Below are 23,738 nucleotides of genomic sequence, written 5' to 3' on the forward strand. Positions count from 1 at the left end.
ATTTCCAACAGCTTCAGCGGTATAACGGGAGTCAGCGCTGGTCGAGGGAGCAGATACGCCAGCGAGCGATGTGCGAGGTTCCGGGCAGAAGCCGGATGAGGTGGCTGCCACTGTTGAAGGCATCGGGTGGGCATGTCATAGGCTCGACAGCCAGGCCCAGGCGGCTTGGCGCCGGAGGCTGCTTGTCAGCCGTGTGGATTTGCAACCATGAACAGCCTCGGTCCCATTCCATTTGCACCCCGGTTCCGTGCACTGGGTCTCGGAGGGCGAGACTGGCCGTGCCGTCCGGTCCGAAGTCGATACCGGTGAAGGCGTGGTCGATCTGGGTGGTCCCGATGAGACGCGCAGTCTGGAAGTCGAACTCGTGCCCGACGGCGTCCCGCTCGCCCACCGGCAGCAGTCGATCGTGGGTGACCTCGAGGAACCGCGCGGCAGGGATCTGGAGCTCCCATGCATCAAGCGGCGATTCCCCCGCCACTAGGTAAGGGTGGGGACAGACCCCGTAAGGGGCGGTGCGATCGCCAACGTTCCGTGCACGCACCTCCCACCGCAGACCTCCCTCACGGTCTGGACCGTCCGCATCGAGGGTGTATGTCGTCTCGAGGATGAGAGCAAACGGGTAGCCCTCACTGGGGTCGAGCTGAAGTACGAGAGTGAGCGAAACGTCGGAAAGGCAAAGGACCGACCACTCGCGATCGAATGCGAGCCCATGCAGAGAGCATTGGCGCTCCGGCTCGTTGATGGGGAGGCGAAGGTATTGGCCTTCGAACCGGTAGAAGCCGTCGGCGATGCGGTTCGGCCACGGTGCAGCGACGATGCCGCGGTAGTCGGGGATCGGGCGCCCGTGCGCGAAGGGGACCACCAGATCGCGTCCCCGGTACGTCAGCCTCCGGAGGGCACCGGCACGCGCAGTGACGACAGCCGCGTAGTCCCCGTGGCGGATCTCGTATGCCCCCGCCTCCTTGTCCGACTCCATCAACCCCTCCTTCGCCTCCTCAGATCCCCTGAGCGAGCCGGTAGTAAGCGGCGTTCCAGTGGAGTTCGCGGGCGAAGCCGCGGGTTGTCGTGTCCTGGTCGATGATGAGGAGTTCGGTGCCGGCCATGCGGGCGTAGTCCTCGAAGGCCTCGATTCCGACGGCGGTGCTCATCACGGTGTGGTGGGCGGCGCCGGCCTCGAGCCAGGCGGTGGCGGAGGTGTTGAAGTCGGGAGCCGGCTTCCAAACCGCGCGTCCGACGGGAAGCTTGGGCAGCGGGGCGGTGGGTTCGACGACGTCGACGGCGTTGGCGACGAGGCGGAACCTGTCGCGCATGTCGGAGAGGGCGACGACGACGGCTGGCCCCGGGTCCGCGGTGAACACGAGTCGGACGGGGTCATCCTTGCCCCCGATCCCGAGGGGGTGGACCTCCAGGGTCGGGCGGGCGGTGGTCAGGGACGGGGAGACTTCAAGCATGTGGGCGCCGAGGATCCGCTCCGCGCCGGGGGTGAGGTCGTAAGTGTAGTCCTCCATGAGGGATGCCCCGCCTGGCAGTCCGGCGCCCATGACGTTGGCGGCCCGGACCAGGATCGCGGTCTTCCAGTCGCCCTCGGCACCGAAGCCGTAGCCGGCGGCCATGAGCCGCTGCACTGCCAGCCCGGGCAGCTGCTTCAAGGCTCCGAGGTCCTCGAAGCTCGTGGTGAACGCCCCGAAGCCGCCGTCTTCGAGGAAGGAGCGCAGTCCGAGCTCGAGCGAGGCCCCGTCGCGGAGAGATTGGTGCCGCTCGGCGCCCTTGCGGAGTTCGGGGGCGACATCGTAGAGGTCCTCGTACTCGGCCACGAGGGCGTCGACGTCGGCCGGGTCGGCGGCCTCGACCGCTGCGCCGAGCTCGTTGACTCCCCAGGTGTTGACCTGGACCCCGAGCCGGATCTCGGCTTCGGTCTTGTCGCCCTCGGTGACGGCGACGTAGCGCATGTTGTCCCCGAAGCGGGCGAGCTTGAGGGACTTGGTGGCGGCCCAGCCGGCCGCGGCGCGGGCCCAGGTGCCGATCCTCTCCGTGACGCGGGGATCGGAGACATGCCCGACGACGGTCTTGCGCGGGACGCCAAGGCGGGACTGGATGTAGCCGAACTCGCGGTCGCCGTGGGCGGCCTGGTTCAGGTTCATGAAGTCGAAGTCGATCTCCCCCCAGGGGAGCTCGACGTTGGCCTGGGTGTGGAAGTGCAGCAGCGGCTTCTGCAGGGCGGACAGGCCTGTGATCCACATCTTCGCCGGGGAGAAAGTGTGCATCCAGGCGATGAGGCCGATGACGCGGTCGTCGGCGTTGGCCTCATGGGCGATCCGGCGGATCGCGTCCGCTTCCGTGAGGACGGGCTTCCAGACGACCTTGACGGGTACGGCCTTGGCGGCGGCGAGCTCGGCGGCGATGCGGCGGGACTGCTCGGCGACCTGGGCGAGGGTCTCGGGGCCGTAGAGGTGCTGGCTGCCGGTGAGGAACCAGACTTCGCAGGCGTCGAGGGCGGTGGTGAGCTTGGGCATCAGGCTAGGGATCCTTCCGGGTTCTGTCCATAGACGTTTTGGTAGCGGTCGAAGAGGGCATCGACCGCGGCCTGGGGGATGGGGACGAGCGGGCCGCCCTGGCGGGCGAGGTGGACGGTGCGGGCGACGTCCTCGGCCATCACAGCGGCCTTGACGGCGTCGCGGGCGTCCCTGCCGATGGCGAACACGCCGTGGTTCTGCATCAGCACGGCCCGGCTGCGGTGCCCGGCCAGGGTCGCCACGACGCCGCGGCCGATGGAGTCGTCGCCGATGATCGCGAACGGGCCCACGGGGATCTCCCCGCCGAATTCGTCCGCCATCGCCGTGATCACGCATGGGATGGGCTCCGCACGCGCAGCCCAGGCGGTCGCGTACGTGGAGTGGGTGTGCACCACTCCCCCGACCTCGGGCATGTGCCGGTACACGTAGGCGTGCGCGGCGGTGTCCGAGGACGGGGACCGCTCCGAGCCCGGCGTGCCGGCAACGACTTCGCCGTCGAGTGTGCACAGGATCATGTTCTCCGGGGCGAGCTCGTCGTAGCCGACCCCGCTGGGCTTGATGACGAACAGGTCTTCCCCCGGCACACGGCCGGAGACGTTGCCGCCGGTCCACACCACCAGCCCGTAGCGGACCAGCTCGGCGTGCAGGGCGGCAACCTGCTCGCGCACGGCCCGGATGGCCGGGTTCTCGGATTCGCGGATCATGCGATGGCTCCTTCCAGGGCGATCGCGCCCTTCAGCGGTATAGCGTCGGCGGCGGCCCGCTCGACCGCCAGACCGGCGCGGTAGCGTTCGAGGTAGGCGGCGAAGCCTGCGACGTCGACGGGATGGGGGTTCGCGGTCTCGAAGCCGAAGCCGCCGAAGACCCGATTGCGGAGATAGGCGCCCAGGGAGGCGTCCGTCCCGTCCGCCACGAGGTAGGCGGCGAGGACCGCGATCCCCCACGCGCCGCCCTCGGAGGCGGTTTCGGAGACAGACACCGGGGCGTCGAGCGCGCCGGCAAGGAACCGCTGCGCGACCCCGGCGGTGCGGAACATGCCCCCGTGGGCGAACATCCGGTCCAGGGCAACCTCCTCCGCTGCGAGCACGCGCATGCCCAGGGCGAGGGTGCCGAAGACGCCGTAGAGCTGGGCGCGGACGAAGTTGCCCAGGGTGAACCGGCTGTCGGGCGTCCTGACTACGAGGGGCCGTCCACGCTCGAGGCCGGTGATCGGCTCCCCGCCGAGGTAGTTGTATGCCAGGATGCCGCCGGCGTCGGGCTCGCCTGCGAGGGCCTCGGAGAACAGCGCCTCGTAGACCGCATCGGGGTCCGCGGGGGCGCCGGCGGCCGCGGCGAAGCGGCCGAAGAGCCCGGCCCAGGCCGCGAGCTCGCTCGCGCCGTTGTTGCAGTGCACCATCGCCACCGGATCCCCCGCCGGGGTGGCGACTACGTCCAGCTCATGGCGGACGCCTGCGAGCGGGCGCTCAAGGACGACCATCGCGAAGATGCTCGTGCCGGCGGAGACGTTCCCCGTCCGCGGCGCGACCGAGTTCGTGGCGACCATCCCCGTCCCGGCGTCCCCCTCCGGCGGGCACAAGGGAATCCCCGGGCGCAGCGCGCCGCTGGGGTCCAGCAGCGCCGCGCCATTCGGGGTGAGCGTCCCCGCGGGCCGGCCGGCGGCCAGGACCTCGGGCAGCAGGTCAACCAGCTGGGGCACCCGCCCCCCGGCGAGCTCGTCGTAGCGGGCGGCCAGCCCGGCGTCGTACGTCTTGGTCTGCGCATCGATCGGGAACATGCCCGAGGCGTCCCCAACGCCCAGGACCTTCCGGCCGGTGAGGCGCCAGTGGACGTAGCCTGCCAGCGTCGTGCAGAAGCGGACCCGGGGCACGTGGGGCTCGGCGTCGATCACCGCCTGGTGCAGATGCGCGATCGACCAGCGCAGCGGGATGTTCACCCCGAACAGCCCGGTCAGTTCCGACGCAGCCGGCCCGGTCGACGTGTTCCGCCAGGTGCGGAACGGCACTAACAGTTCCCCCCCGCCGTCGAACGCCATATAGCCGTGCATCATCGCCGAGACTCCGATCGCGCCAAAGGTCTCCGGGCGGACCCCGTGACGGCGCTCGGTGTCCTCGACCAGGTCCGCGTAAGCGGCCTGCAGGCCCGACCAGACCGACTCGAGCGAGTATGTCCAGCGCCCGTCAGCGAACTCGTTCTCCCACTCGTGGCTGCCCACTGCCAGGACAAGCGAGGGATCATCGACCGCCACCAGGCACGCCTTGATGCGCGTCGATCCGAACTCGATGCCCAGCGCCGTGCGCTCCCCGAGTATCGCGTCGCGGCCGCCAGCGGTCGTCGGCTCTTGCGTCATGTCGCTGTCCCTCATCTGTTTGTGACCGGTCACATTGTTGAGTACAAGTATGCATGGCGAAGGATCAGGCGGCAAGGGTCAGGCGGATTCGCGGACCACGAGCACGGGCGGGACCGGCTCGGCGAACGCGATCTCGCGGCTCTCGATCAGCCCGACGAGGCGCTCGACCGCGCGGCGGCCGAGTTCGGCGAAGTCCTGCCGCACAGTCGTCAGGGGCGGGGCGAAGAACGCGGCCTCGGGGATGTCGTCGAAGCCGACGACGGCGAGGTCCCTCGGCAGGCGCAGGTCGGCCTTCCGGGCCGCGTGCAGGACGCCGAGGGCCATCTGGTCGTTTGAGGAGAAGACCGCTGTGATCCCGGACTTCCCGAGGAACTGCGCGGCGATCTGCGCCCCGGACGCGGCGGTCCAGTCCCCCTCGGCCGAGATGATCCCCTCGACCCCCGCAGCCGTGGTTTCGGCCAGGAATCCCTCGCGGCGCGCCTGTGCCTCGGCCCAGTCCAGCGGGCCGCACACGTGCAGAATCTTCCGGTGCCCCCTCGAGACAAGGTGTCGGACGGCCATACGAGCGCCCTCGGCTTGGTCAACCACCAGCCCACCCCCATCGCCGGCGCCGTGGAGCGCGACCACCGGCACCCCGAACGACACCGTCGCCATCGCCTCCTGCACCCGTTGCTGCGGGGCGATCACCACGATCCCGTCCACCGACTGCTCCACCAGATGGTCCAGCGCAGCCAGGATGTCCTCGCGCTCGGAGGAAGCCGCATGAGCCACCGTGACGAAATACCCAGCTTCCCTGGCGGCGTTCTCCACCGCGTCCAGGCTCGACGCCGGTCCATACAGCGACGACGCCGAGGACGCCAGGGTCCCGATCGTGCGCGAGCGAGCCGTCGTGAGCATCCTGGCCGCCCGATTCGGCCGGAACCGCAGCTCCGCCATCGCTGCCAGCACCCGCTCCCGCGTCTCCGGCCGGATGCTCGGCGAATTATTCAACACCCGCGACACCGTCTGACGCGAAACCCCCGCTACGGCAGCAACCTCACGAACCCCGGGAATGTGTACGGGGGGTGCATCTTCGGCCATGACCACTACTCTAGTAGCCGCCGGCATGGCGAAACCTTCAGGTCAACTTCAAAAAAGGCAGACCCCAGAGACCGCGCGTCCGATGATGCTTCCGGACCAAAGGCCTCTGTGCTCTTGGAACCCGGGAGTCTCGCCCGGATTCTCGGGGGTTTTGCAGGCAACGATGGGTGATGAATTGTCGTTGGTTGCCGGCTGTTTCGCCAGGGGCATGGCCTACGCGGATGGACACTGACATCAGCGTTGGTGGGCGAGTTCTGCATGCTGCCTGGACACAGGGATCAGATCTTGATTCGCTGCCGCCTCCGTATCTTCCAGCACCCGGAGGACATTGCCGAATGCGAGGCTGCGCAGATCAGCAGTGGACCAGCCCCGTTCGGCTAATGCATCCATGACGGTCGGGTAGCTTGATACCCCGGAAATTCCGCGGGGCAGTTGTTCGATGCCATCGAAATCCCCACCAATGCCGAGATGCTGGGGGCCTACTACTTCGCGTGCATGTTCCATGTGTCTGACGATGTCGGCGATGGTGGCCTGCGGAGCCTGGTTCTGCGACGTCCACCGGGCATATTCTGCGGCGGCCGCGGCGTCCTCTTCCACTTGGCCTGCATGGAACCCTGTCCGAAGGCCAAGTCTCTGCCGGAGTTCATCAGAATGTCGCTCATAGTCCGCACAGGCCTCTGAGATGAAGGCAGGAACGAAGGTAAGCATGAGCACACCGTTGTTTCCAGGCAATCTCTCAAGCACGGCATCGGGCACGTTTCTGACGTGGTCGGTGACGCCGCGGCAAGATGAATGGGAGAACATTACAGGGGCGGAGCTCGTATTCAGCGCATCATGCATCGTCTGCTCGGCTACGTGAGATAGATCCACTATCAGCCCGAGACGATTCATTTCGCTGACCACGCTTCTGCCGAAATCGGTGAGCCCATAGTCGACCTGCTCGCCAGTCGCCGAACGCGCCCACGGCGTGTTGTCGTTATGTGTGAGAGTCATGTAGCGGACGCCGACACGTCTCATCATCCGAAGCACGCCAAGCGACTCGTCGATGGAATGCCCTCCTTCGATACCCATCAGCGAGGCGATTTTTCCCTCAGCGGCGGCGGTTCTTACACCAGCGGCAGAGTCCACCAGGCTGAAGGTTTCGGGATTCTTGGAGATGATCCGGTGTACGCAGTCGATCTGTTCGAGTGTCGCCACGACGGCGTCGGCCGGCAGCATGTTGGAGGGGACGAATACTGACCAGAATTGCGCACCGACCCTGCCTTCCCGGAGCCGCGGAATGTCTGTGTGCAAGCGGGGCTGGTGCTGCGACAAGTCGATCTCCTCGACGCGGGAATCGAATTTCTGCCGCAGAGCCCAAGGCAAGTCGTTATGGCCGTCAAAAACCAGGGTGTCGGCCAGCGCGGAACGAGTCTGAGACGATGTCATCGGGCGGCGCCTAATTCCTCTAGGGCAACCCATGGCTCATGGAGTCCGAAAGCCTGGGGGCCAAAGACTTGCAGCGCTTCCGGGGTCCGCATGATGGCAGGAGTCGAGATTCCGTAGACGGCCACCCGCTGTCCGAACCGCAGGGCCTCGGAAGTGATGGGTGTGCCCAGGTCAACGTCAACGATCGTAATAAGATCCGGAACAATGGCGACGACCGCACCATTCTTGTGTGCAATGACGTTCTCGTTCCGGAACTGGATCCGCATCTCGTCGCCGCCATCAAACGACTCCACAGTGGCAAACCCTTGGGTGAACCCGTCCCTGACGAACCTCTCAACGTCAACGATCTTTCCCCGCATGAGCACGGTTCCATGACCGTATATTGTGTCCTTCAGGAAGGCACCGAGTTCTGCCAGCGGATCAAGATGTTTGTCCTTGGCCTTACGTAGAGTCCGGCCGATATTGAGGGCCAGGGTGACGGTGTTGCGGATCGCAGTTCGCTTGACGTCTGCTCCGCTCATTGGATACTCGGCGATGTAGGCCGCGCCCCCCATCTTGATGGTGACCGCGCGGGCGAAAGTCTCCATCCTCTCGTTGTCCTGGCCGGTATCGACGATGCAGGTGTGCCCGTTTTCGTCAGAAACAGCGAGCGGTGATCCGGACACTCCGTAGACTCCGAACGTTTCCATTTGAAGCTCCGGGAAGGCTCGCCCCATTCCGTCTCCGTCCACCACCGGGATATCCGCTTCGGCGGCGACGACCAGAGGAATCATGGAATTCAGTCCACCGCACTCCATGGGGATTGTTGCATCGGCTGTCTTTCCGAGGTGTTTCTCCAAAGCACGGAGCGACCGGACCGCCTCAGTGCCGGCCGGGACTTTCTCGACTACGACAGTCGGAGCGCCCATCATGGCCGTGGAAATGACAAAGTCATCGTCGTCAAGTTCGGTCGGATCGAGGATTTCGATCTTCTTTCCGTTTTTGAGGCATTCCTCGACGAGGAGGCGGCCGATGAGCGGATCTCCGCCGCCGCCTGTACCCAGTATTGCTGCGCCCCGGGCCAAGTCAGGGACGTCGTCTAGTGACAGATAGAAACTCATGTTGTTCTTCCTTCTACTTCCTGCAGTCAGCGTTCCGGGTGGCGCTATTTTGACGCCGGCAGGTCGCCGACCGCTTTGACGCGTACCCGGGACGCGTTTCCTGGCAGATAGGCCAGAGGGAGCTCATCGATCTCCACGATTTGGACAGTGCTGGCTTTGGCTCCGGCAGCTACGGCTTTGCTGATTGCTTCCTCCCTGGCTTGGTCGAGCACTTCTTCGCGCTTTCCTGCAGGGATAGCAAAGATACGGTCGACTTCGCCGCCGACTTGGGCAATGGCGGCGCCGATGGCATTCGCTACTCCGGAGTGCCCCGGACGGGCAACGTCACTGGCGCAGGCCATCTGTTCCGGTACCAGGAACGCACCACCGCCGACGGCGACCACCGGGACGAGGTCGGAACTCGTGCGCATCCTGTCGACCGTCTCCGCGATCCTTCGGTGGATTTCGGCTTTGGCCGCCTTCACCATTGAAGGATCCAGATGGCTGACAAGGCCGGGGTCACCGATCTCCGCATCGCCCGCCGCGACCATGATGTCGGTCGCCGTCAGAGTTTTGCCTCCGAAAACAAATGCCTCCTCCGTGACTCGGTAGCCAACACTGTCCGGCCCGACGGTCACACCATTGTCGATCCTGATGCGGCTGCCGCCGCCGAGGCCTACGGACAACACATCAGGCATACGGAAGTTGGTTCGGATTCCTGCCACCTCAATTTCCGTTGCCGCCTCTCGGGGAAAGCCCGACTGGAGAACTCCGACGTCAGTCGTTGTTCCGCCAACGTCGACCACTATGCAGTCTTTGAGGCCCGAGAGATAGGCGGCGCCGCGCATTGAGTTGGTCGGTCCTGAAGCAAAGGTGGCCACTGGGTATTTACGGGCGAAATCGACATCCATTAATGTGCCGTCGTTCTGGCTCAGGAACAGCGGGGCGTGGATGTTTAGCGCCATCAGGGATTGATCGAGTGAGGAACACACATCTGCTGAAAGCTCCCGAAGGGCGGCATTGATGATAGTTGCATTTTCCCTCTCGAGGAGCCCCACTCTGCCGATTTCGTTGGAAAGGCTGACCGGAAGCTCCGGAAACTCCGCGTTTATGATTTCCGCTGCCCTCTGTTCAAACTCCGAGTTGACTGGGGAAAACACGGACGAGATTGCGAAGCTGCGTGCCCCTTTGGCTACGGCATCCTGGGCTGCCCTGCGTATCTCGTCATGATCGATCGGAGAGATTTCCCGTCCATCGAACTCATGGCCACCGTGGCACATGTAGGGCAAGGCGCGCAGCGCTTCAGTAATCCGTGTCGGCCAGCCGACGAACGGGGGCAGTCCGCCCGTTGCAGGAAGTCCGAGCCGGATTGCCGCCGTCGGCGCCAGCCGCTCGGCTTCGACAAGCGCATTGATGAAATGGGTGGTGCCGATCATGACGGCGTCTATGTCGGCAGGATCAAAGGAGTACGCGCTCTGTAGTCGGCGGAGGGACCCGGTAATCCCCTCTCCGACATCACTCATTGTCGGACTTTTTACACCTGCGAGGACCTCGCTTCCGTCAATGAGTACCGCGTCCGTGTTGGTCCCGCCGACATCGATGCCTATCTTCACTTGTATTCCTCCTGCAGTGCGCGCTGTTCAGTAATCGATCGGCGTGAGAGCGCCATTTCGGATGTGGCCTTGATCAGGCCGAGTTTGCCGGCGATGACGTAGAGAATCAGGGAAGCACCAAGCGAATTCAGGGACCCTACACCCCAAGGCAGGAACGTTCCAATCAGCACGGATGCGGCCCAGACCACCAGCGTCCCAATGACCCACGTTGGCTCTGTTGCCGGCAGCCCGGGGGCAGATGCGGATAGGACGCGTCGCCATTTCTTTACGATGTAATACTCGGCGACCATGATGCCGGCGATGGGGGGAAAAGTGACTCCGAGCAGGATCAGGAAATCCACAAAGTAGTTCAGTATTCCGGCAGCGGCGAGTGCGCTGCCCAAGATCCCGATAAAGATGGTGACGCTCGTGCGGCTCACTCGCTTCTTGAATACCGTCTCAACGAAGTTCACAATGCCCAGGGATGCCGAATACAAGTTCCAGTCATTCATCTTGATCGTGCCGGCAACGATGATGATCGTGCCGACAAACCCGCTGCTGGACGTGACAATTGCGATAATGTCGTTGGTCTTGAGTGCATGGGCAAGGAGAACGCCGGCGATGGCCACCATGAATTCCCCGAGGGTGACGCCGAGCAGCGTCTGCTTGACGACGTCGGAGGGTCTGCGGTTAAAGCGCGTCATATCGGGGGTAATTACCATGCCGACAATGAATCCGCCTGCCACCAGTGTTGTCCCCGCGGCCAGGCTAAGGACCGGTCCAGGGGCCGGCTGGTTAACCAGATCAGCGAGGTTGTGCCTTTGCAGCTCAGAGAGAATCGACCAACCGGCGAGCAGGAGGAACGCGGGGATCGTGATGTAAGCGGTCCAAGCCATGCTCTTGAAGCCGTAAATGACTACCGCCGTCACGACGCCGCCGACGGCAAGGGCCCACGCCCATGCGGGAATAGCGGGCGCCAGATTGGCAAGTCCTCCAGCGGCCACGCCGCTTTGGACACCAAACCATCCGACCAGGCTAAGTGAGATGAACAGGGCGATGATGCTGGATCCATGACGTCCAAAGCCGGTCCACCTAGCGAGAACGGAAGTTGAGAGACCTTCTTTTTGGCCAAGGATTCCCGTCATGATGGCAACCGCCTCAAGGATCACTGATCCAAGGAAGATGGCGAGCAAGGCGGTGGGAAAGTCCATTCCAAATCCCAGGGCTGCCCCCAGAAGGAACTGAGAAAGCGCTGACATCTGGCCGAACCGTTGAACGGCCACCGACCACCAGCTGTAGCGGGCGTGGTCAGGAACACGCTCGAGGGCGTAGTCCTCCTCCCCCGAGTGTTTCTTGTCAATAGTTGTTGCCATCCGTGCTCCTTGGCTATGAGGTACCTACCCGGAAGAGGTTCAGGGATAGGAGGGAATGCAACGAAGCTACGGCCCGTGGCAGTCGGTTATCAATGGTTGCTCTGACTACTAAATGCCCTCATCATGTGCATACTTAACACATTCGTCCCCCACGCGCGCATCCGAAGGAGGCAGCCTATGTCTTGGCTTCTAACGGCCACGGACCTGGAAGCATTGGAGTTTGGCGCGAGAATGCTGGGCTCAGGAGGGGCTGGTGACACTCACGCCGTCTCGCTTTTGACTCGGAGTCTGTTGGAACATTGCGGCGGCGTGACCGTATTTCCGCCAAGTAAAATCCTTCCTGGCGATGTCGTAGTGGCCGTCGGCCTGGCGGGGTCGGCATTGGCCTTCAGCGAAAAACCCAGCGGATCGGAGCCGTACGTAAGAGCTTTTGATGCGGTTGCCCAGAAATTTCCAGGCCGACGAGCACTTGTTTGCGCCTTCGAAATGGCTGGGATCAATGCCTATGCACCGATCCTTGTGGCCGCGGCCCTGGGCATCCCGTTGGTCGACATGGATGGCATGGGGCGAGGACTCTCAGGACTGCATCAGACAACTTTCAACGCGCAGAGTGTCTCGATGACTCCTTGTGCTTTGGTCGACACTTCAGGGAGGTGCGTCGAAATTTCAGGATCAACTGCCGAGGAAGCCGAGCATGCCCTGCGCGTTCTCATGGGATTGTTTGGCGGCTGGGTGGCGTTCGCGGGGTACCCCATGGATGCGTTACACGCGGAGGAAGGCGGCATAAGCCGGACGCTTGGACGAGCGTTGGAGCTTGGACGCCAGTTCCAGCACTCCAAGAAACTAACGCGGTCCGTGAGTGATGCGATATCTCATTTTTGTTCCCACACCGCGGGATGTCTTTTTGTGGGCCGAGGGACTGTTGTGGACGTTCACTGGGAACCAGCCCCGCGTGATTCCGGTGCTGGGGTACAGGCCAAAGGCACGATGATTGTTCGGGCCGCAGGAAGATACCTTCGAATCGAGGCACAGAACGAATTCCTGCTGCTCCTGGACGAAGGCCGGCTGCTTGCTAAGGCCCCCCAGATTATCTGCCTCCTGGACAGCCATACCGGCATTCCCCTCCTCAGCGAGCGTATCCTGCCCGGTTACGGGGTAGACGTCGTTGTCTTTGAGGCCCCCGGCGAATGGAACGAATCTGCTGCGCAGGCCTTGGTCGACATTTCCGGCTACGGGTACACAATCCCTTCCCTTGAAGACTCGCTGTGACAGTCCGGCTGACCCTTCGTGAACTACTGCGGTGTCCGACGCTGCTCGACAGCTCCGTGATCTTGGAACACCCCGATTCGAGCTTCACGTTCATCTGCACTAATGAGATCAGCGCCAGCGGCGCCGCCACGACTGCCTATCTTGATCCACCAGACGAAGTGCAGGTCAGCAATCTCGAAGGCATCTGGATATCCTCTTGGATTCCCTCCTATGCCCTGGAAATTCTGCTTCCGCGGCTGAAGCGAAAGGGCGTGGGCGTAGTGATCCTGATACCAACCACATCTCAGGGCTTCCAACCACTCCCGGAGTTCGGCATTTCTACCTTGGAACTTGCCCGAAAACTGAGAATGAACGTGATTGCACTGCACCAGCCCCAAGCGACTGTGGCCGTGGCCGCATCCCTCAGCAGATTCATGGGATCGGATCTCTGGGCGCGGTCCCTTAATATGACGGCCTTCACCCACGCCGTCCATCAGATGGAGCCAAGCCCCGAGGGCGTCGTTTCTGAACTCAGAAAGTATGTCAACGCGCGGATAGCAGTGATCAATTCACTCGGCCTGCCGCTCGCAGGCGCAGTGGAACGGCCGCTCGCATTCGGCAATATCGAGGCGTCGCCCTTGTTTGACCCCAGCCAAACCCCGAACCTTGTATCCGTTCCCTTGCCCCCGCTTATGGAGGACGACGATCCAGCGCTTTGGATACTCGCGGAATTCCAGCCCGACGCCCCGACCTTCGAGCTGGAGGCTGCACGAGAACTCATGGAATTAGGGGCCCTTTCGTTGCTCAGGTGGCTCAGCCGGCAACGCTTCGCGAGCGAGCAGTTTCAATCCGCAAGATCAGCGATCGTCTCGCAGCTCGCTGCCGCCGGCGGAGCAATTCCGGATCACGTGATCTCTCAAGCTCTGAGCGTCGGCTGGAACTTAAACGGATGGCACACCCTCATAAGCGTTCGTGCCCCACGGAAATCCCTGGCCCACGACATCGGACGAATGCTTCCAGCCGCTTTGACCCGGTATGACTACACAGTGGACTCGTCCGAATACATCGATCATTGGCTTATCTGGGAAACAAGGCAGGACCAACCAACCCGGCGAGACTACAAGGATTTCGTCGCCGCCCTGGATTCCCTACGACCACCGCCAGAAACTGGAATTGTTTTTGGCGTCGCCAGGCCACGCCTTGGACCGGAAGGATTTGCAAGAAGCATCGCGGAGGCCGAAGACTTCGCTCGACAAGCAAGCTCCAGCAAAGGACGCCGGCAGATCGTTGACGCCCAGGAATCCGTCGCCACCCAATTGATCCGCACTACGCTCCACGATCCCGCACTCGTTCGCCAGGCCACGAAGTTTCTAAAACGACTGTCCGAACCAGACGCCGACTATCTGAGGAAAACGCTGAACACCTACCTTCAAAGCGAATCCAACCTCGCGGAAACATCACGCGTCCTTGAAGTCCATCGAAACACTGTGGTCAAGAGGATCGAAAGAATCGAGGAACTCCTGGACGCACCGCTCGAAAATCCTGACACCAAATTCGCCTTGCGCATCGCGCTCAGAATCCTGGAAATTTCCGCCACCGAGTAACCGCATCGTCCCCCGGGAGCACTCATCACACGGGATTCGACCAGCTTCCCCGAGCTCAGTCGGACACGTAACTGAACAAGCCTTGCGGGCCGTTGGCATCGGACCCGGCCCCTGCGCCCGACTTTCGGGCTACCTGCTCTCAGTGGGCCAGGGCTGGTTCCGTGAGCTGGAGTTTTTCCGCCTCGCTGGGCACGAAGCCAGCTTTGAGTTCGGTTTGGAGCTTGTCTGTGTCGAGCGCGTGCTGCCACTTGGCGATGGCGACGCACGAGACGATGTTGGCCACGGTGCTGGTGAGGGCGCGGGCTTCGCTCATGAAGCGGTCGATGCCGACGATGAGGGCCACGCCGGCCACCGGCAGCGTGGGCATGATCGTAAGGGTCGCGACGAGGGCGACGAAGCCGCTGCCTGTGACGCCCGCTGCGCCCTTGGAGGTCAGGAGCATCATTCCGAGCATGAGGAGGATCTGGCCCCAGCTGAGGTGGATGTCGCAGGCCTGGGCGATGAACATCGAGGAGAGCGTGAGGTAAACCGCGGTGCCGGTGAGGTTGAAGGAGTAGCCGGTCGGGACAACGAGGCCGACCACGCCACGGTCGCAGCCGAGGCGTTCAAGCTTGGAGAGCAAGCGCGGAAGGACGGGTTCGCTGGAGGATGTGGCGAGGACGATGAGGAACTCGTCGCGGAAGTAGCGCAGGATCCGCCAGAGGCTGAAGCCGGTGAGCTTCGCGAGGGTGCCGAGGGCGAGGACCACGAAGACGATGCACGCGGTGTAGAAGGCGAGGATCAGCATCCCGAGGTTGCCGATCGAGTGGGCTCCGTACTTGCCGACCGTGAACGCCATGGCGCCGAACGCCCCGATGGGGGCGACCTTCATGAGGTAGCCGAACACGATGAACAGCAGTTTATTGAAGCCGTTGACCACGTTCAGGGCCAGTTGCCCGGGCGCACCGAGCTTGCTGAAGGCGAAGCCGCAAAGCAGCGCGATGACGAGCACGGGCAGGACTTCGCCGTCGGCAAAAGCTCCGACGAAGGTGGTGGGGATAATGCTCAGCAGGAAGTCCACCGGGTTGCTGCTGGGCAGCTGGCTTGTGTACTTCGAGGCGACCGAGGTATCGAGGTGGGCCGGGTTGATGTGCATGCCCACACCCGGCTGGAAAAGGATGACCGCGCCCAGGCCGATGGCCAGGGCCACTCCTGTAAGCACGTAGAACAAGCCCAGCGAACGGATCAGGGTCGGGCCGACCTTCTTGGTGTCGGTCAGGGAGGTGATGCCGCTGACTATGGTGCAGAAGACGATCGGCGCGATCATGAACTTCACGAGCTTCACGAAGCCGTCGCCGAGCGGCTTGAGGGAGGAACCGAGGTCGGGCCACAGCGCGCCGACGAGGATGCCGAGCGCGACGCCGAGGAGTACCTGGACATAGAGGTGTCCGAGAATGGATTTGATCTTCATTGAACAACTTCCTGGGTGAATGCCGCATCTAATGCTGGCAGGGGCGGATTGAAGGGACTAGGCCGTCTGTCCCACAGGCTGCGCGACGTCGATGTCGGCGACGGCGAGATGGCGGGCCGCCCTGTGGAGGACGACCTCGCTGACGAAACCGTTGCCGTCCGTGACGACCTCCGTGGTGATGACACCGGCAGGCGTTCCGATGCGCAGAAGCCGGCGCCCTTGGTGAGCGCTGTCTGCCACGGGCAGCACCGTGGCCACCACCGATCCCGGCAAGGCAGCAGCGAGGGAGACAGCGACGGCGGACGTCAGGCCGATGGCGGGGTGGGGCGCGAGCATGGAGAGCATCCGCACCCGCAGATCGTGGCTGTCCGCCGCGATCCGCGTTCCGTCAGCCGCAACGTAGTCGCCCGGCGCTGCCACGACGCCGACCTTCGGCACAGCATTCTGCGGAGGATCTTCAGGTTTCCTCAACCCCATCATCAGACCCGCCGACGCGCGGGCTGCCACGAGCGTGGGCAGGTGCTCGGACAGATTGCCGGTCATCGACGACAGGTCGATGCCAGCCTCGTCAGCCGGAATCAGCACCGCCGGCGCCCCGGCGTCAACCAGGCTTGCCGTAAGAATAAGCCCGTCAGCAGCGATTTTGTCGGTCACGGTTCCCGTCGGCAGAACCGCGCCCGGCGTCCGCCCCCACGGGGCATGGAACGAGAGGCTGACGGGAACGCCCAGCGCGCTGCTGCCCGGAACACCGGCCAGGCCCGACGTCGGGATGCGGCCGCCCGGGGTCGCGACCGTGCCGCTCAGCACGGCTCCCGTGTTGAGGTTGCGCATGCTGACCCGTGTTGTTCCCGCCCGGGGAGGAACGACACCCGACTGGACTGCGTACAGGGCGATCGCGGTGGCGCAGTTTCCGCAATTGGAACCGAGTTCCACAGTGGGATCACCGATCCCGACCTGGGCAAAGAGGTAGTCGAGGTCCGCCGGTCCCTCGGGGGTGGCGCGGACGACCGCAGCCTTCGACGTCGTTGAGGTGCCGCCGCCGACGCCGTCGAGCTGGCGGGCATCCGCTGCGCCGAAGGCATCGGCCAGCAGGTTGCGGATCTCCTCGCGGCTCCCGGCGTGAGGTGCCACGTCTTCGGCGTTGAAGAGCCAGCACTTGCTCGTGCCGCCCCGGTACCAATGACCGCGGAGTTGCATGGTCTTCTTCCTTCACGTGTCGTGGTCGCGCCTCGCGGCGCTTGCTCCTTCTACGATCCACTCCCCGACAGTTCAGCACAATCACAGGATTCTCCAGGGGCCTTCACTTTTGCTAAACTCAATGTATGGCCGACCTTGACCTGCACCGGCTCCATCTGCTCCGCGAGGTAAGCCGTTCCGGCTCCTTGACGTCCGCCGCGACGGCCCTCTCCTTCACGACGTCAGCCGTCTCCCAGCAGATCGCGAAGCTCGAACACGAAGTGGGGGTCGCCCTGATCGACCGCCATCCACGCGGCGTCGTGCTCACCGATGCAGGTCAGGCCCTCCTGCGATATGCGGACGACATCGACAGGACACTCGAGGCTGCCCGGGCCGAGATGGGCGAGTTCGCCGGGTTGCGGCGAGGCCAATTGCGAATGGGGACGTTCCCCACCGTCGGGGCTTCCCTCATGCCCGACGTCGTGCTCGCCTTCCGCGCGCGCCATCCGGAGGTCGCCGTCACGGTGGTCAGCGCGCGTCGCGACGGCCTGCTCGAACGGCTGCGGCGCAGGGACATCGAGCTCACGCTGCTGTGGGACTACCCATGGGAGCGCATCGAGGACGAGGACCTGAACGTCGTTCGGCTCATGAATGACCCGACCATGCTGCTCGTACCGCGCGCCCACCCTGTCGCGGCGCGTCGCGCCGTGCGGATCGACACGCTGAGAGACCAGGAGTGGATCGTCCGCGACGAACACCCCGTGGCCGACGTCCTCCGACGGGTCTGCCGCGATGCCGGTTTCGAACCGCGCATCGCCTTCGCGGCCAACGACTACCAAGAGACGCAGGGTATGGTCGCCGCGGGCATCGGCATCGCACTGGCCCCGCAGCTCGCCCTGAGTGCGCTCCGTCCAGACATCATCGCCGTTCCGCTCACCGGTTCCCCGACGCGGAGGATCCTCCTTGCCCACCTTGCCAACCGCAGGCTCAGCCCCGCCGGCCAGCAAGCCGGATCCGTATTCCGGTCAACGGCGAAACGTCTGCAAACCCCGTAAGGGCAGTACGCAGCCCCAGTTAGCAGTACCTAATGCTTTAGTTTGCCAAGAACCAACCCGTGTACATACCATTGCCGCCGATTCATATGAGTAAAAGGTGAGCCCCGGCTGGAATCTGCCTTTTTCTGGCCACCAACGGAACCAAGGGCTCTGGACCTACGGTGCGGTTGATGGAGCCACGGCAGCCCGGATGAGGGGTTCGTTCCGTCTCGTGAGCAGCTGCACGAAGATCATGATGGCGGTAATCCACAGGACCGGTACATACGCGGCGAGGATAAGCCATGACCAGTTACTGGCGGTGTCAATCAGATGGCCGCTGATGCCTGCCACCGTTGCGGATACCAGATCGGCGGTCCCAATGATTGCCGTTGCCCAGACGAGGAGCTTGGCCGCAGGTAGCCCCCGACGCAGCGCGGCAATGGTGATCAGCGCCAGAACAGCAGTGGCCAAGTCTCCGAACGCAATCGTCTGCAGCGTACCGATGGTTGCGTTCAGGCCTCCGACAGCGGCAGCGCTGAAGATTTGCAACGCTACGTAGCGGAAAGCATGGAACCACAGCAGCGTTGTCAGCGCCGCGGCGAGAGGTTTCCGGTTGAGGGCGGGCGCGAGGTACCAGAGCGCGATCATGGTGAACGCCACGAGCGTGAGTAGCGAGGCGACGGCGTTGGCAACGAGAAGGTCCATCGGGGTCAGCCCACCAGCCATGCCATGGCGCTCTCTCGGGTCCGGAACCATTGGGTGGGAAACTGGGCCGCCGGCCCATCGAAAACGGGGGCAGCACCGGATTCCGCGGTCGGCCCTGGGTATCCCTCGGGCATCACGAAAGCGAACTTCTGCACGCCGGCGTCGTTATAACGCGGGATAACCCTCGCGTCCCGCCAAGCCATGGCGGACTCCCGGTTTTCAAAACCGTGGCGGAATTCTGCAGCATCGATCAGAATTGCGGATGTGTCGGCGGCCGCTGCTTCAGCCGCGAGCATCATCAGGCCGGTCATCCAATCTTCGTCCGACATGGCAGCGCTCGTTGGCAGCCACGTCAGTTCCAGGATGGGAGTCTCCGGATACCTGGCAATAAATCCAAATCTGTACCGGGCCAATTCTTCGGGGGCGATGATTTCCGTATTCACGCTTTCGACGCTATATCCCGGCCGTCCGCAGCACCAGCGTCCAATCGACAACCGTGGGGCCTAATCGGACGCGCTTTGCCTGCGCCGATCGCGGCGCAGCAGGCAGTGGTTGAATGAAGGAATGGTTCGTGTTGTTGTGATCGCCCCGGCAGAGACAGCGTCAATCACTATGACGGGACTCTTCGATGTCATCGGTAAAGCCGACAGGGCCTTCGGCGCATTGCAGGGCCGCCCGGGCAGGGACACAGTCTTCGACGTCAAGCTCGCGAGCCTGGACGGGAAAGCTGTCCATTACCGGGATAGGGTGACGGTCAAGGTTGACCTCGGCGCTGACGAAGTCACTGCTCCGGATCTCGTGGTTGTCCCAGGCTTGGATGATGACCTGGGCCCTTCGTTCAGTCTTAACGCGGCATGGGCTCCATGGCTGGCACAGTGGCACGCCGCAGGGTCCGTCGTCGCTGCCAGCTGCAGCGGCGCGTACCTAGTGGCAGAAGCCGGGCTGCTCGACGGTCGCACGGCAACGACACACTGGCTCTACGCTGACGACTTCCGCAAACGGTTCCCGGCTGTGCGACTCGCCGTCCAACGCCTGGTCATCGACCACGGCGACGTCATCACCAGCGGAGGGGCAACAACCTTTCTTGACCTTGCCCTCTACCTGGTTGAGCGGTTCGCCGGCAGAGAACGGGCAAACGCGGCCGCCAGAGTCCTGTTGATCGACGGCGCCCGCACCAGCCAGCTGCCCTACGTGACGAACGGAGCAGGGTACCGGGACCATGACGATGATCTAGTCCGCAAGGCACAAAACCTCATCGACAACAAACTGTCAGGATCGCTTCGGGTAGAAGACTTGGCCAGGAAAGTCGGGCTCAGCAGCCGCACGCTCTCACGACGCTTCCACGACGCCCTCGGACAGGGTCCGCAGGCGTACATCCAATACTGCCGCGTGGACACCGCCCGCAGGCTCCTAGAGACTTGCGACTCGCCAATCGAAAACATCCGACGCCAGGTGGGCTACCGAGACCCCGCAGCGTTCCGGCGCGCATTCAAAGAACAAACGGGCCTCGCACCCTCCGAATATCGCGACCGTTACGGCTGGGCCCCCACGCCGGCCTGATACGCTAGGCACCGGTTTCCCACCGGCCCCTGAGTGGATCGGGAAGCTAGTCCAGCCAATGGTTCCCTCTCTCTCCGGATGGCGGCAGACTTGCACCGGAGACCTACACGCGACCACAAGGAGAATCCATGAGCAACGCTGTCTCAGTCGTTGTCTTTGATGTCAACGAAACCCTGTCAGATATGTCGCCCATGGGGGAACGCTTCAGCGAAGTCGGGGCGCCGGCTGAGATGGCGAAACTCTGGTTCGCTACGCTGCTGCGTGACGGCTTCGCGCTGGCGGCCAGCGGAGACAACGGATCATTCGCCACCCTTGGGGCTGGCGCACTCCGTGGACTTCTGAGCGGGGTGGAGCTTGACCGCCCCCTGGATGCGGCGGTCGACCACGTTATGGGCGGCCTAGCCGCCCTGGGGGTACATTCCGATGTCCCTGAGGGGATCAGAGCCCTCGCCGCTGCAGGGTTACGGCTGATTACGCTAAGCAACGGCTCGGCCCGGATCGCCGAGCAATTGTTCAGCGAAGCCGGGATCCTGGACGCTTTTGAGTCGCTGCTTTCGGTCGAAGACGCTCCCGCATGGAAGCCTGCCCGGGCCTCCTATGAATATGCCGCCGCTGCTTCCGGGGCTGACCCTGCCGGGATGCTGCTGGTCGCCGTGCATCCGTGGGATATCCACGGCGCCGCCCGTGCCGGGCTGCGCACGGCGTGGCTGAACAGGACCGGCGGTAGCTACCCGGGCTACTTTCAGGCTCCTGAATTCACAGTTACCGCCCTGACCGACCTTCCCGCCGCCCTGGCAGCAGCGCACTGACGAGGACCGTGGCCGCCGGTTTGAGAGATGAACCGATGCAGGACGCAATTCTGTGTGTATCATGCGAATTTGCAACAATTTCCACAACTTGCCAACCGAGCGGGGTTCTGAGGAATTCGACCGCGACAGGACCACGTCGGTCACGATCCGGCCGCTCCGGTCGCAGCTACTTCCGGGGTGACAATTCACCATTCACCCAGCCCGCTCAATCCGCGGACTTCCCCAAGGCGGATGCGCCTTCATCCACCGACGCAGGGCAAGGGCAACGCGAAAAACTCCTCTGATGCGTAATGCTGGGCATCCCACGAGCATGCAGAACGATAGTCACCGACATGGCCCCCTCGAAGCGGGCATGAACGGGAAGCTCCTCCAGCACTCCCCCGCGGCAGACACTTCAGGCCAAGCAACGAACGTGGACAGCAGGGATCCGGATGGAGGTGTGGCGACTCTACTATCGGAGGGCACGCGGGCCTATAGCGCCGGCCGCAGAGAGGGCACCCTGACGACCCAGAACGACGGCGGCTGGCCTACCTCATGGCGGTGACTTTGAACACCACCGGTCCGTCTATGACCGATAACTTGGATGCTGAAATCAATGGGCGCCTGGCCGCCTTGATGGACTGTGGATGAGCGGCAGTCCTCTGCCTCTGGGTTAGACTTTGGCGGTGGTTTCCCGCTCCAGTGAGGTAAGTTCCAAAGCTAGACCCGGACCGCGAGTCTGCTTTTATGCCGATGACTTTACCGGCGCTTCCGACGCCCTGACGCAGTTCACGCGCTTTGGCCTTTCCTCCGTTCTCCTTTTCAAGTTGCCGTCCGCCGAATTGCTGTCCGATCATGCCTCCCGGTCGGATGTGCTAGGAATCGCGGGCCTGGCACGCACACTCGATAAGGAAGACCTCAGGGACGAGCTAACTCCCATCTTCGAAGTGCCGGACTGAAGCCGCAGTTTGTCCAATACAAGACGAGCTCCACCCTGGACTCATCCGTCTCACTCGGCAGTATCGGAGCGGCCGTGGACACCGGACTTGCCGTTTTCGGGGAAATGCCTGTCCCGGTACTGGCCGCCCAGCCTGGCCTTGGTCGGTATACGGTATTCGCCAATCAATTCGCCTCGACATCTCAAGGGCGGGTTTCGCGGCTGGACCGCCACACTGCGTCTGCCGAGCATGCTGTGACGCCGATGCGGGAATCCGATGTTCGCCGGTTACTAGGCAGCCAGACCCGACGGGACGTGCTGTCCGTAGACTGGCGGTTGGTCAGTGAAGGCGGGAACGGACTGGTCCAGGCTTGGCGTGCCGTTGAGGGGGGCCAGCTCGCCGTGTTTGACTCGTTGAGCGGCGACGATGTTCGGCGGATCGGCGGGCTTCTCGCGGCGGAGCGCGGCAGCGGTATCCAGTTCGGAGTTGGTTCCGGAGGGCTAAGCCTGGCGTTAGCGTCGACGCTGGGAAGCTTGGCCCCAGTCACCCGGCACGCCCCGGTACCGGCGGCTTCACTGCTGGCAGTTTCGGGGAGTGCGTCCGGGCACCCAGGATCGCTGGTTACCAAGTCAACGCTCCATATCCACCATGGAGTAAGTCGGAGGGCAGGGTGCTCACGTCGGCCGGCTTCGTTCGTTTGAATACCCCATGCCCCAGTGAATCACGAGGTTGCCGCGATTTGCCTGAGGACCGCTCAAGCGAAACTCCACACGGATAGCTCCATGACTCACACCATAGGAGGCAGTGAAATCCTTGATCGGTCCGAGTTCGGCGACCCGGTCAGTAGGCTCGTAGGTGGTCTTGGATCAGGCCTCTCAGTGGTCCTCAATGGGTTGACATACTCACTCCTAGTGGGGCCGGAAATAACCGTCCTACCGGAGCCAGATACGGTTGACATATTCATGTGGGACTATCAAGGATCAGTCCGGAAGGCAGCCCGGACTGGGACCACGTGTACGGAGCGCTGGGCGGTGTGGGCGCGCGCATTTTGCCGGCCACGGCGAAGGGCCGGGAGCAGCTTGCGCTGCTCCCGGCCCTTGCGTTGTTCGGGTGTGGCAGTTAGGGGAGGTTGTGGTAGCGGTACATGAACGCTGCCATCGCGTCCCGGTTGACCGTTGAGAGAGGCTGGAACGACTTGGTCCCGTCCGGGTTGGCCCATCCGGTGCTGATGCCCTTGGAAGCCAGCCAGGAAATCTCCTTGTAGAACTGGCTGGACGCCGGGACATCGAAGAACGGGGAAACCGCTTGCGGTGTGTAGATGGGTGAGCCCGCAAAACGGTAAAGGAAGGCCGCCATCGCATCTCTGTTCACCGGTGAGAGGGGCCGGAACGACTTGGTCCCGTCCGGGTTAGCCCATCCGGTGCTGATGCCCTTGGAAGCCAGCCAGGAAATCTCCTTATAGAACTGGCTGGACGCCGGGACATCGGTGAATGCGGAGACCGCCGGCGGCGTGTAAGCCGGTGAGCCCGCAAGTCGGTAAAGGAAGGCCGCCATCGCATCTCTGTTCACCGGTGAGAGTGGCTGGAAGGACTTGGTCCCGTCCGGGTTGCGCCAGCCCGTGCTGATCCCTGCCGAGGACAGCCACGAGATCTCCTTGTAGAACTGGGACGTTGACGGCACATCCGAGAATGAGGCCTGCGGGGTCGGAGTCGGCGTCGGAGTCGAGGTCGGACTCGGCGTCGGAGTCGCGGTCGGACTCGGCGTCGGAGTCGCGGTCGGACTCGGCGTCGGAGTCGCGGTCGGACTCGGCGTCGGAGTCGCGG

At 63.5% G+C, this 23,738-nt stretch carries 22 protein-coding genes and 1 pseudogene; 8 read left to right on the forward strand and 15 right to left on the reverse strand.

What is annotated here, in order from left to right; all coding sequences use genetic code 11:
- Positions 1-31: 31 nt before the first annotated feature.
- The 5 genes from AB0323_RS10365 to AB0323_RS10385 all read right to left on the reverse strand — a co-directional run bounded on the left by AB0323_RS10365 (position 32) and on the right by AB0323_RS10385 (position 5,631).
- Complete coding sequence (locus AB0323_RS10365; protein WP_366177243.1) at positions 32-976, reverse strand: aldose 1-epimerase family protein; 945 nt, start codon at positions 974-976, stop codon at positions 32-34.
- A 19-nt stretch (positions 977-995) separates the two neighbouring features.
- Positions 996-2,513 carry an L-arabinose isomerase gene (gene araA / locus AB0323_RS10370; protein WP_366177244.1) on the reverse strand — a complete coding sequence of 506 codons (1,518 nt, stop codon included), beginning with the start codon at positions 2,511-2,513 and terminating at the stop codon, positions 996-998.
- Entirely contained in the window at positions 2,513-3,217 is a 705-nt protein-coding gene (locus AB0323_RS10375) for an L-ribulose-5-phosphate 4-epimerase (RefSeq protein WP_366177245.1), read from the reverse strand. The genes araA and AB0323_RS10375 overlap by 1 nt, the downstream gene beginning before the upstream one ends.
- Positions 3,214-4,860: an FGGY-family carbohydrate kinase gene (locus AB0323_RS10380; RefSeq protein ID WP_366177246.1), complete on the reverse strand. Its 1,647-nt coding sequence runs from the start codon at positions 4,858-4,860 to the stop codon at positions 3,214-3,216. The genes AB0323_RS10375 and AB0323_RS10380 overlap by 4 nt, the downstream gene beginning before the upstream one ends.
- Before the next feature lie 78 nt (positions 4,861-4,938).
- Entirely contained in the window at positions 4,939-5,631 is a 693-nt protein-coding gene (locus AB0323_RS10385) for a substrate-binding domain-containing protein (protein ID WP_366177309.1), read from the reverse strand.
- A gap of 1 nt (position 5,632) precedes the next feature.
- On the opposite strand from AB0323_RS10385, the gene AB0323_RS10390 reads away from it, so the two are divergent.
- A complete protein-coding gene (locus AB0323_RS10390; protein ID WP_366177312.1) occupies positions 5,633-5,869 on the forward strand; it encodes a hypothetical protein in 237 nt (78 codons plus the stop codon).
- On the opposite strand, the pseudogene AB0323_RS10395 reads toward AB0323_RS10390, so the two are convergent.
- The 5 genes and pseudogenes from AB0323_RS10395 to AB0323_RS10415 all read right to left on the reverse strand — a co-directional run.
- Positions 5,830-5,967, reverse strand: a pseudogene (locus AB0323_RS10395) (LacI family DNA-binding transcriptional regulator); the annotation flags it as partial. The gene AB0323_RS10390 and the pseudogene AB0323_RS10395 sit on opposite strands and share 40 nt — an antisense overlap.
- 207 nt (positions 5,968-6,174) lie before the next feature.
- Positions 6,175-7,401: a dipeptidase gene (locus AB0323_RS10400; RefSeq protein ID WP_366177247.1), complete on the reverse strand. Its 1,227-nt coding sequence runs from the start codon at positions 7,399-7,401 to the stop codon at positions 6,175-6,177.
- Positions 7,365-8,468, reverse strand: a complete 1,104-nt coding sequence (locus AB0323_RS10405; RefSeq protein WP_366177248.1) for a DUF917 domain-containing protein — start codon at positions 8,466-8,468, stop codon at positions 7,365-7,367. The genes AB0323_RS10400 and AB0323_RS10405 overlap by 37 nt, the downstream gene beginning before the upstream one ends.
- A gap of 44 nt (positions 8,469-8,512) precedes the next feature.
- Positions 8,513-10,060, reverse strand: a complete 1,548-nt coding sequence (locus AB0323_RS10410) for a hydantoinase/oxoprolinase family protein (RefSeq protein WP_364541356.1) — start codon at positions 10,058-10,060, stop codon at positions 8,513-8,515.
- Positions 10,057-11,412, reverse strand: coding sequence for a cytosine permease (locus AB0323_RS10415; protein WP_364541353.1), 1,356 nt, complete (start codon positions 11,410-11,412; stop codon positions 10,057-10,059). The genes AB0323_RS10410 and AB0323_RS10415 overlap by 4 nt, the downstream gene beginning before the upstream one ends.
- Positions 11,413-11,589: 177 nt before the next feature.
- On the opposite strand from AB0323_RS10415, the gene AB0323_RS10420 reads away from it, so the two are divergent.
- Together AB0323_RS10420 and AB0323_RS10425 are read left to right on the forward strand one after the other, a co-directional pair.
- Positions 11,590-12,681 (forward strand): DUF917 domain-containing protein, encoded by a 1,092-nt coding sequence (locus AB0323_RS10420; protein ID WP_366177249.1) that lies wholly within the window; start codon positions 11,590-11,592, stop codon positions 12,679-12,681.
- Complete coding sequence (locus AB0323_RS10425; RefSeq protein ID WP_366177250.1) at positions 12,678-14,264, forward strand: helix-turn-helix domain-containing protein; 1,587 nt, start codon at positions 12,678-12,680, stop codon at positions 14,262-14,264. The genes AB0323_RS10420 and AB0323_RS10425 overlap by 4 nt, the downstream gene beginning before the upstream one ends.
- A gap of 139 nt (positions 14,265-14,403) precedes the next feature.
- On the opposite strand, the gene dctA is transcribed toward AB0323_RS10425, so the two are convergent.
- Both dctA and AB0323_RS10435 read right to left on the reverse strand, forming a co-directional pair.
- Complete coding sequence (dctA, locus tag AB0323_RS10430; RefSeq protein WP_366177251.1) at positions 14,404-15,714, reverse strand: C4-dicarboxylate transporter DctA; 1,311 nt, start codon at positions 15,712-15,714, stop codon at positions 14,404-14,406.
- Positions 15,715-15,771: 57 nt separating this feature from the next.
- Positions 15,772-16,911, reverse strand: coding sequence for a PrpF domain-containing protein (locus tag AB0323_RS10435; RefSeq protein WP_366177252.1), 1,140 nt, complete (start codon positions 16,909-16,911; stop codon positions 15,772-15,774).
- A gap of 125 nt (positions 16,912-17,036) precedes the next feature.
- On the opposite strand from AB0323_RS10435, the gene AB0323_RS10440 reads away from it, so the two are divergent.
- Entirely contained in the window at positions 17,037-17,945 is a 909-nt protein-coding gene (locus AB0323_RS10440) for a LysR family transcriptional regulator (protein ID WP_366177253.1), read from the forward strand.
- A gap of 156 nt (positions 17,946-18,101) precedes the next feature.
- Here AB0323_RS10440 and AB0323_RS10445 read toward each other — a convergent pair whose 3' ends face one another.
- On the reverse strand, positions 18,102-18,650 hold the full coding sequence (locus AB0323_RS10445) for a hypothetical protein (RefSeq protein WP_366177254.1): 549 nt from the start codon (positions 18,648-18,650) through the stop codon (positions 18,102-18,104).
- Complete coding sequence (locus AB0323_RS10450; RefSeq protein ID WP_366177255.1) at positions 18,635-19,072, reverse strand: hypothetical protein; 438 nt, start codon at positions 19,070-19,072, stop codon at positions 18,635-18,637. The genes AB0323_RS10445 and AB0323_RS10450 overlap by 16 nt, the downstream gene beginning before the upstream one ends.
- A gap of 121 nt (positions 19,073-19,193) precedes the next feature.
- Between AB0323_RS10450 and AB0323_RS10455 the strand changes: the two genes are divergently transcribed.
- From AB0323_RS10455 to AB0323_RS10470, 4 genes are all read left to right on the forward strand, one after another.
- A complete protein-coding gene (locus tag AB0323_RS10455) occupies positions 19,194-20,189 on the forward strand; it encodes a helix-turn-helix domain-containing protein (protein WP_366177256.1) in 996 nt (331 codons plus the stop codon).
- A gap of 128 nt (positions 20,190-20,317) precedes the next feature.
- Entirely contained in the window at positions 20,318-20,998 is a 681-nt protein-coding gene (locus tag AB0323_RS10460; RefSeq protein ID WP_366177257.1) for a haloacid dehalogenase type II, read from the forward strand.
- Positions 20,999-21,663: 665 nt separating this feature from the next.
- The gene (locus tag AB0323_RS10465) at positions 21,664-21,936 is read left to right on the forward strand and encodes a four-carbon acid sugar kinase family protein (protein ID WP_366177258.1); all 273 of its coding nucleotides are present in this window, start codon (positions 21,664-21,666) and stop codon (positions 21,934-21,936) included.
- Positions 21,933-22,616, forward strand: coding sequence for a four-carbon acid sugar kinase family protein (locus AB0323_RS10470; protein ID WP_366177310.1), 684 nt, complete (start codon positions 21,933-21,935; stop codon positions 22,614-22,616). Before AB0323_RS10465 ends, AB0323_RS10470 begins: the two co-directional genes overlap by 4 nt.
- Positions 22,617-23,034: 418 nt before the next feature.
- Here AB0323_RS10470 and AB0323_RS10475 read toward each other — a convergent pair.
- Positions 23,035-23,738: S-layer homology domain-containing protein (locus AB0323_RS10475; protein WP_366177259.1), on the reverse strand; the 704-nt coding region annotated here is incomplete at its 5' end.

The sequence above is a fragment of the Arthrobacter sp. NPDC080031 genome, from assembly GCF_040702485.1.
GTDB lineage: Bacteria > Actinomycetota > Actinomycetes > Actinomycetales > Micrococcaceae > Arthrobacter.

Excerpts from the sequence above, each read along its gene's own strand:
- AB0323_RS10420 (WP_366177249.1), top strand. The coding sequence starts at position 11,590 with ATGTCTTGGCTTCTAACGGCCACGGACCTGGAAGCATTGGAGTTTGGC.
- AB0323_RS10440 (WP_366177253.1), top strand. The coding sequence starts at position 17,037 with ATGGCCGACCTTGACCTGCACCGGCTCCATCTGCTCCGCGAGGTAAGC.
- AB0323_RS10460 (WP_366177257.1), top strand. The coding sequence starts at position 20,318 with ATGAGCAACGCTGTCTCAGTCGTTGTCTTTGATGTCAACGAAACCCTG.
- AB0323_RS10455 (WP_366177256.1), top strand. The coding sequence starts at position 19,194 with ATGGTTCGTGTTGTTGTGATCGCCCCGGCAGAGACAGCGTCAATCACT.
- AB0323_RS10365 (WP_366177243.1), bottom strand. The coding sequence starts at position 976 with ATGGAGTCGGACAAGGAGGCGGGGGCATACGAGATCCGCCACGGGGAC.
- AB0323_RS10415 (WP_364541353.1), bottom strand. The coding sequence starts at position 11,412 with ATGGCAACAACTATTGACAAGAAACACTCGGGGGAGGAGGACTACGCC.
- AB0323_RS10400 (WP_366177247.1), bottom strand. The coding sequence starts at position 7,401 with ATGGGTTGCCCTAGAGGAATTAGGCGCCGCCCGATGACATCGTCTCAG.
- AB0323_RS10445 (WP_366177254.1), bottom strand. The coding sequence starts at position 18,650 with ATGGCTGGTGGGCTGACCCCGATGGACCTTCTCGTTGCCAACGCCGTC.
- AB0323_RS10405 (WP_366177248.1), bottom strand. The coding sequence starts at position 8,468 with ATGAGTTTCTATCTGTCACTAGACGACGTCCCTGACTTGGCCCGGGGC.
- AB0323_RS10435 (WP_366177252.1), bottom strand. The coding sequence starts at position 16,911 with ATGCAACTCCGCGGTCATTGGTACCGGGGCGGCACGAGCAAGTGCTGG.
- dctA (WP_366177251.1), bottom strand. The coding sequence starts at position 15,714 with ATGAAGATCAAATCCATTCTCGGACACCTCTATGTCCAGGTACTCCTC.
- AB0323_RS10380 (WP_366177246.1), bottom strand. The coding sequence starts at position 4,860 with ATGACGCAAGAGCCGACGACCGCTGGCGGCCGCGACGCGATACTCGGG.
- araA (WP_366177244.1), bottom strand. The coding sequence starts at position 2,513 with ATGCCCAAGCTCACCACCGCCCTCGACGCCTGCGAAGTCTGGTTCCTC.
- AB0323_RS10375 (WP_366177245.1), bottom strand. The coding sequence starts at position 3,217 with ATGATCCGCGAATCCGAGAACCCGGCCATCCGGGCCGTGCGCGAGCAG.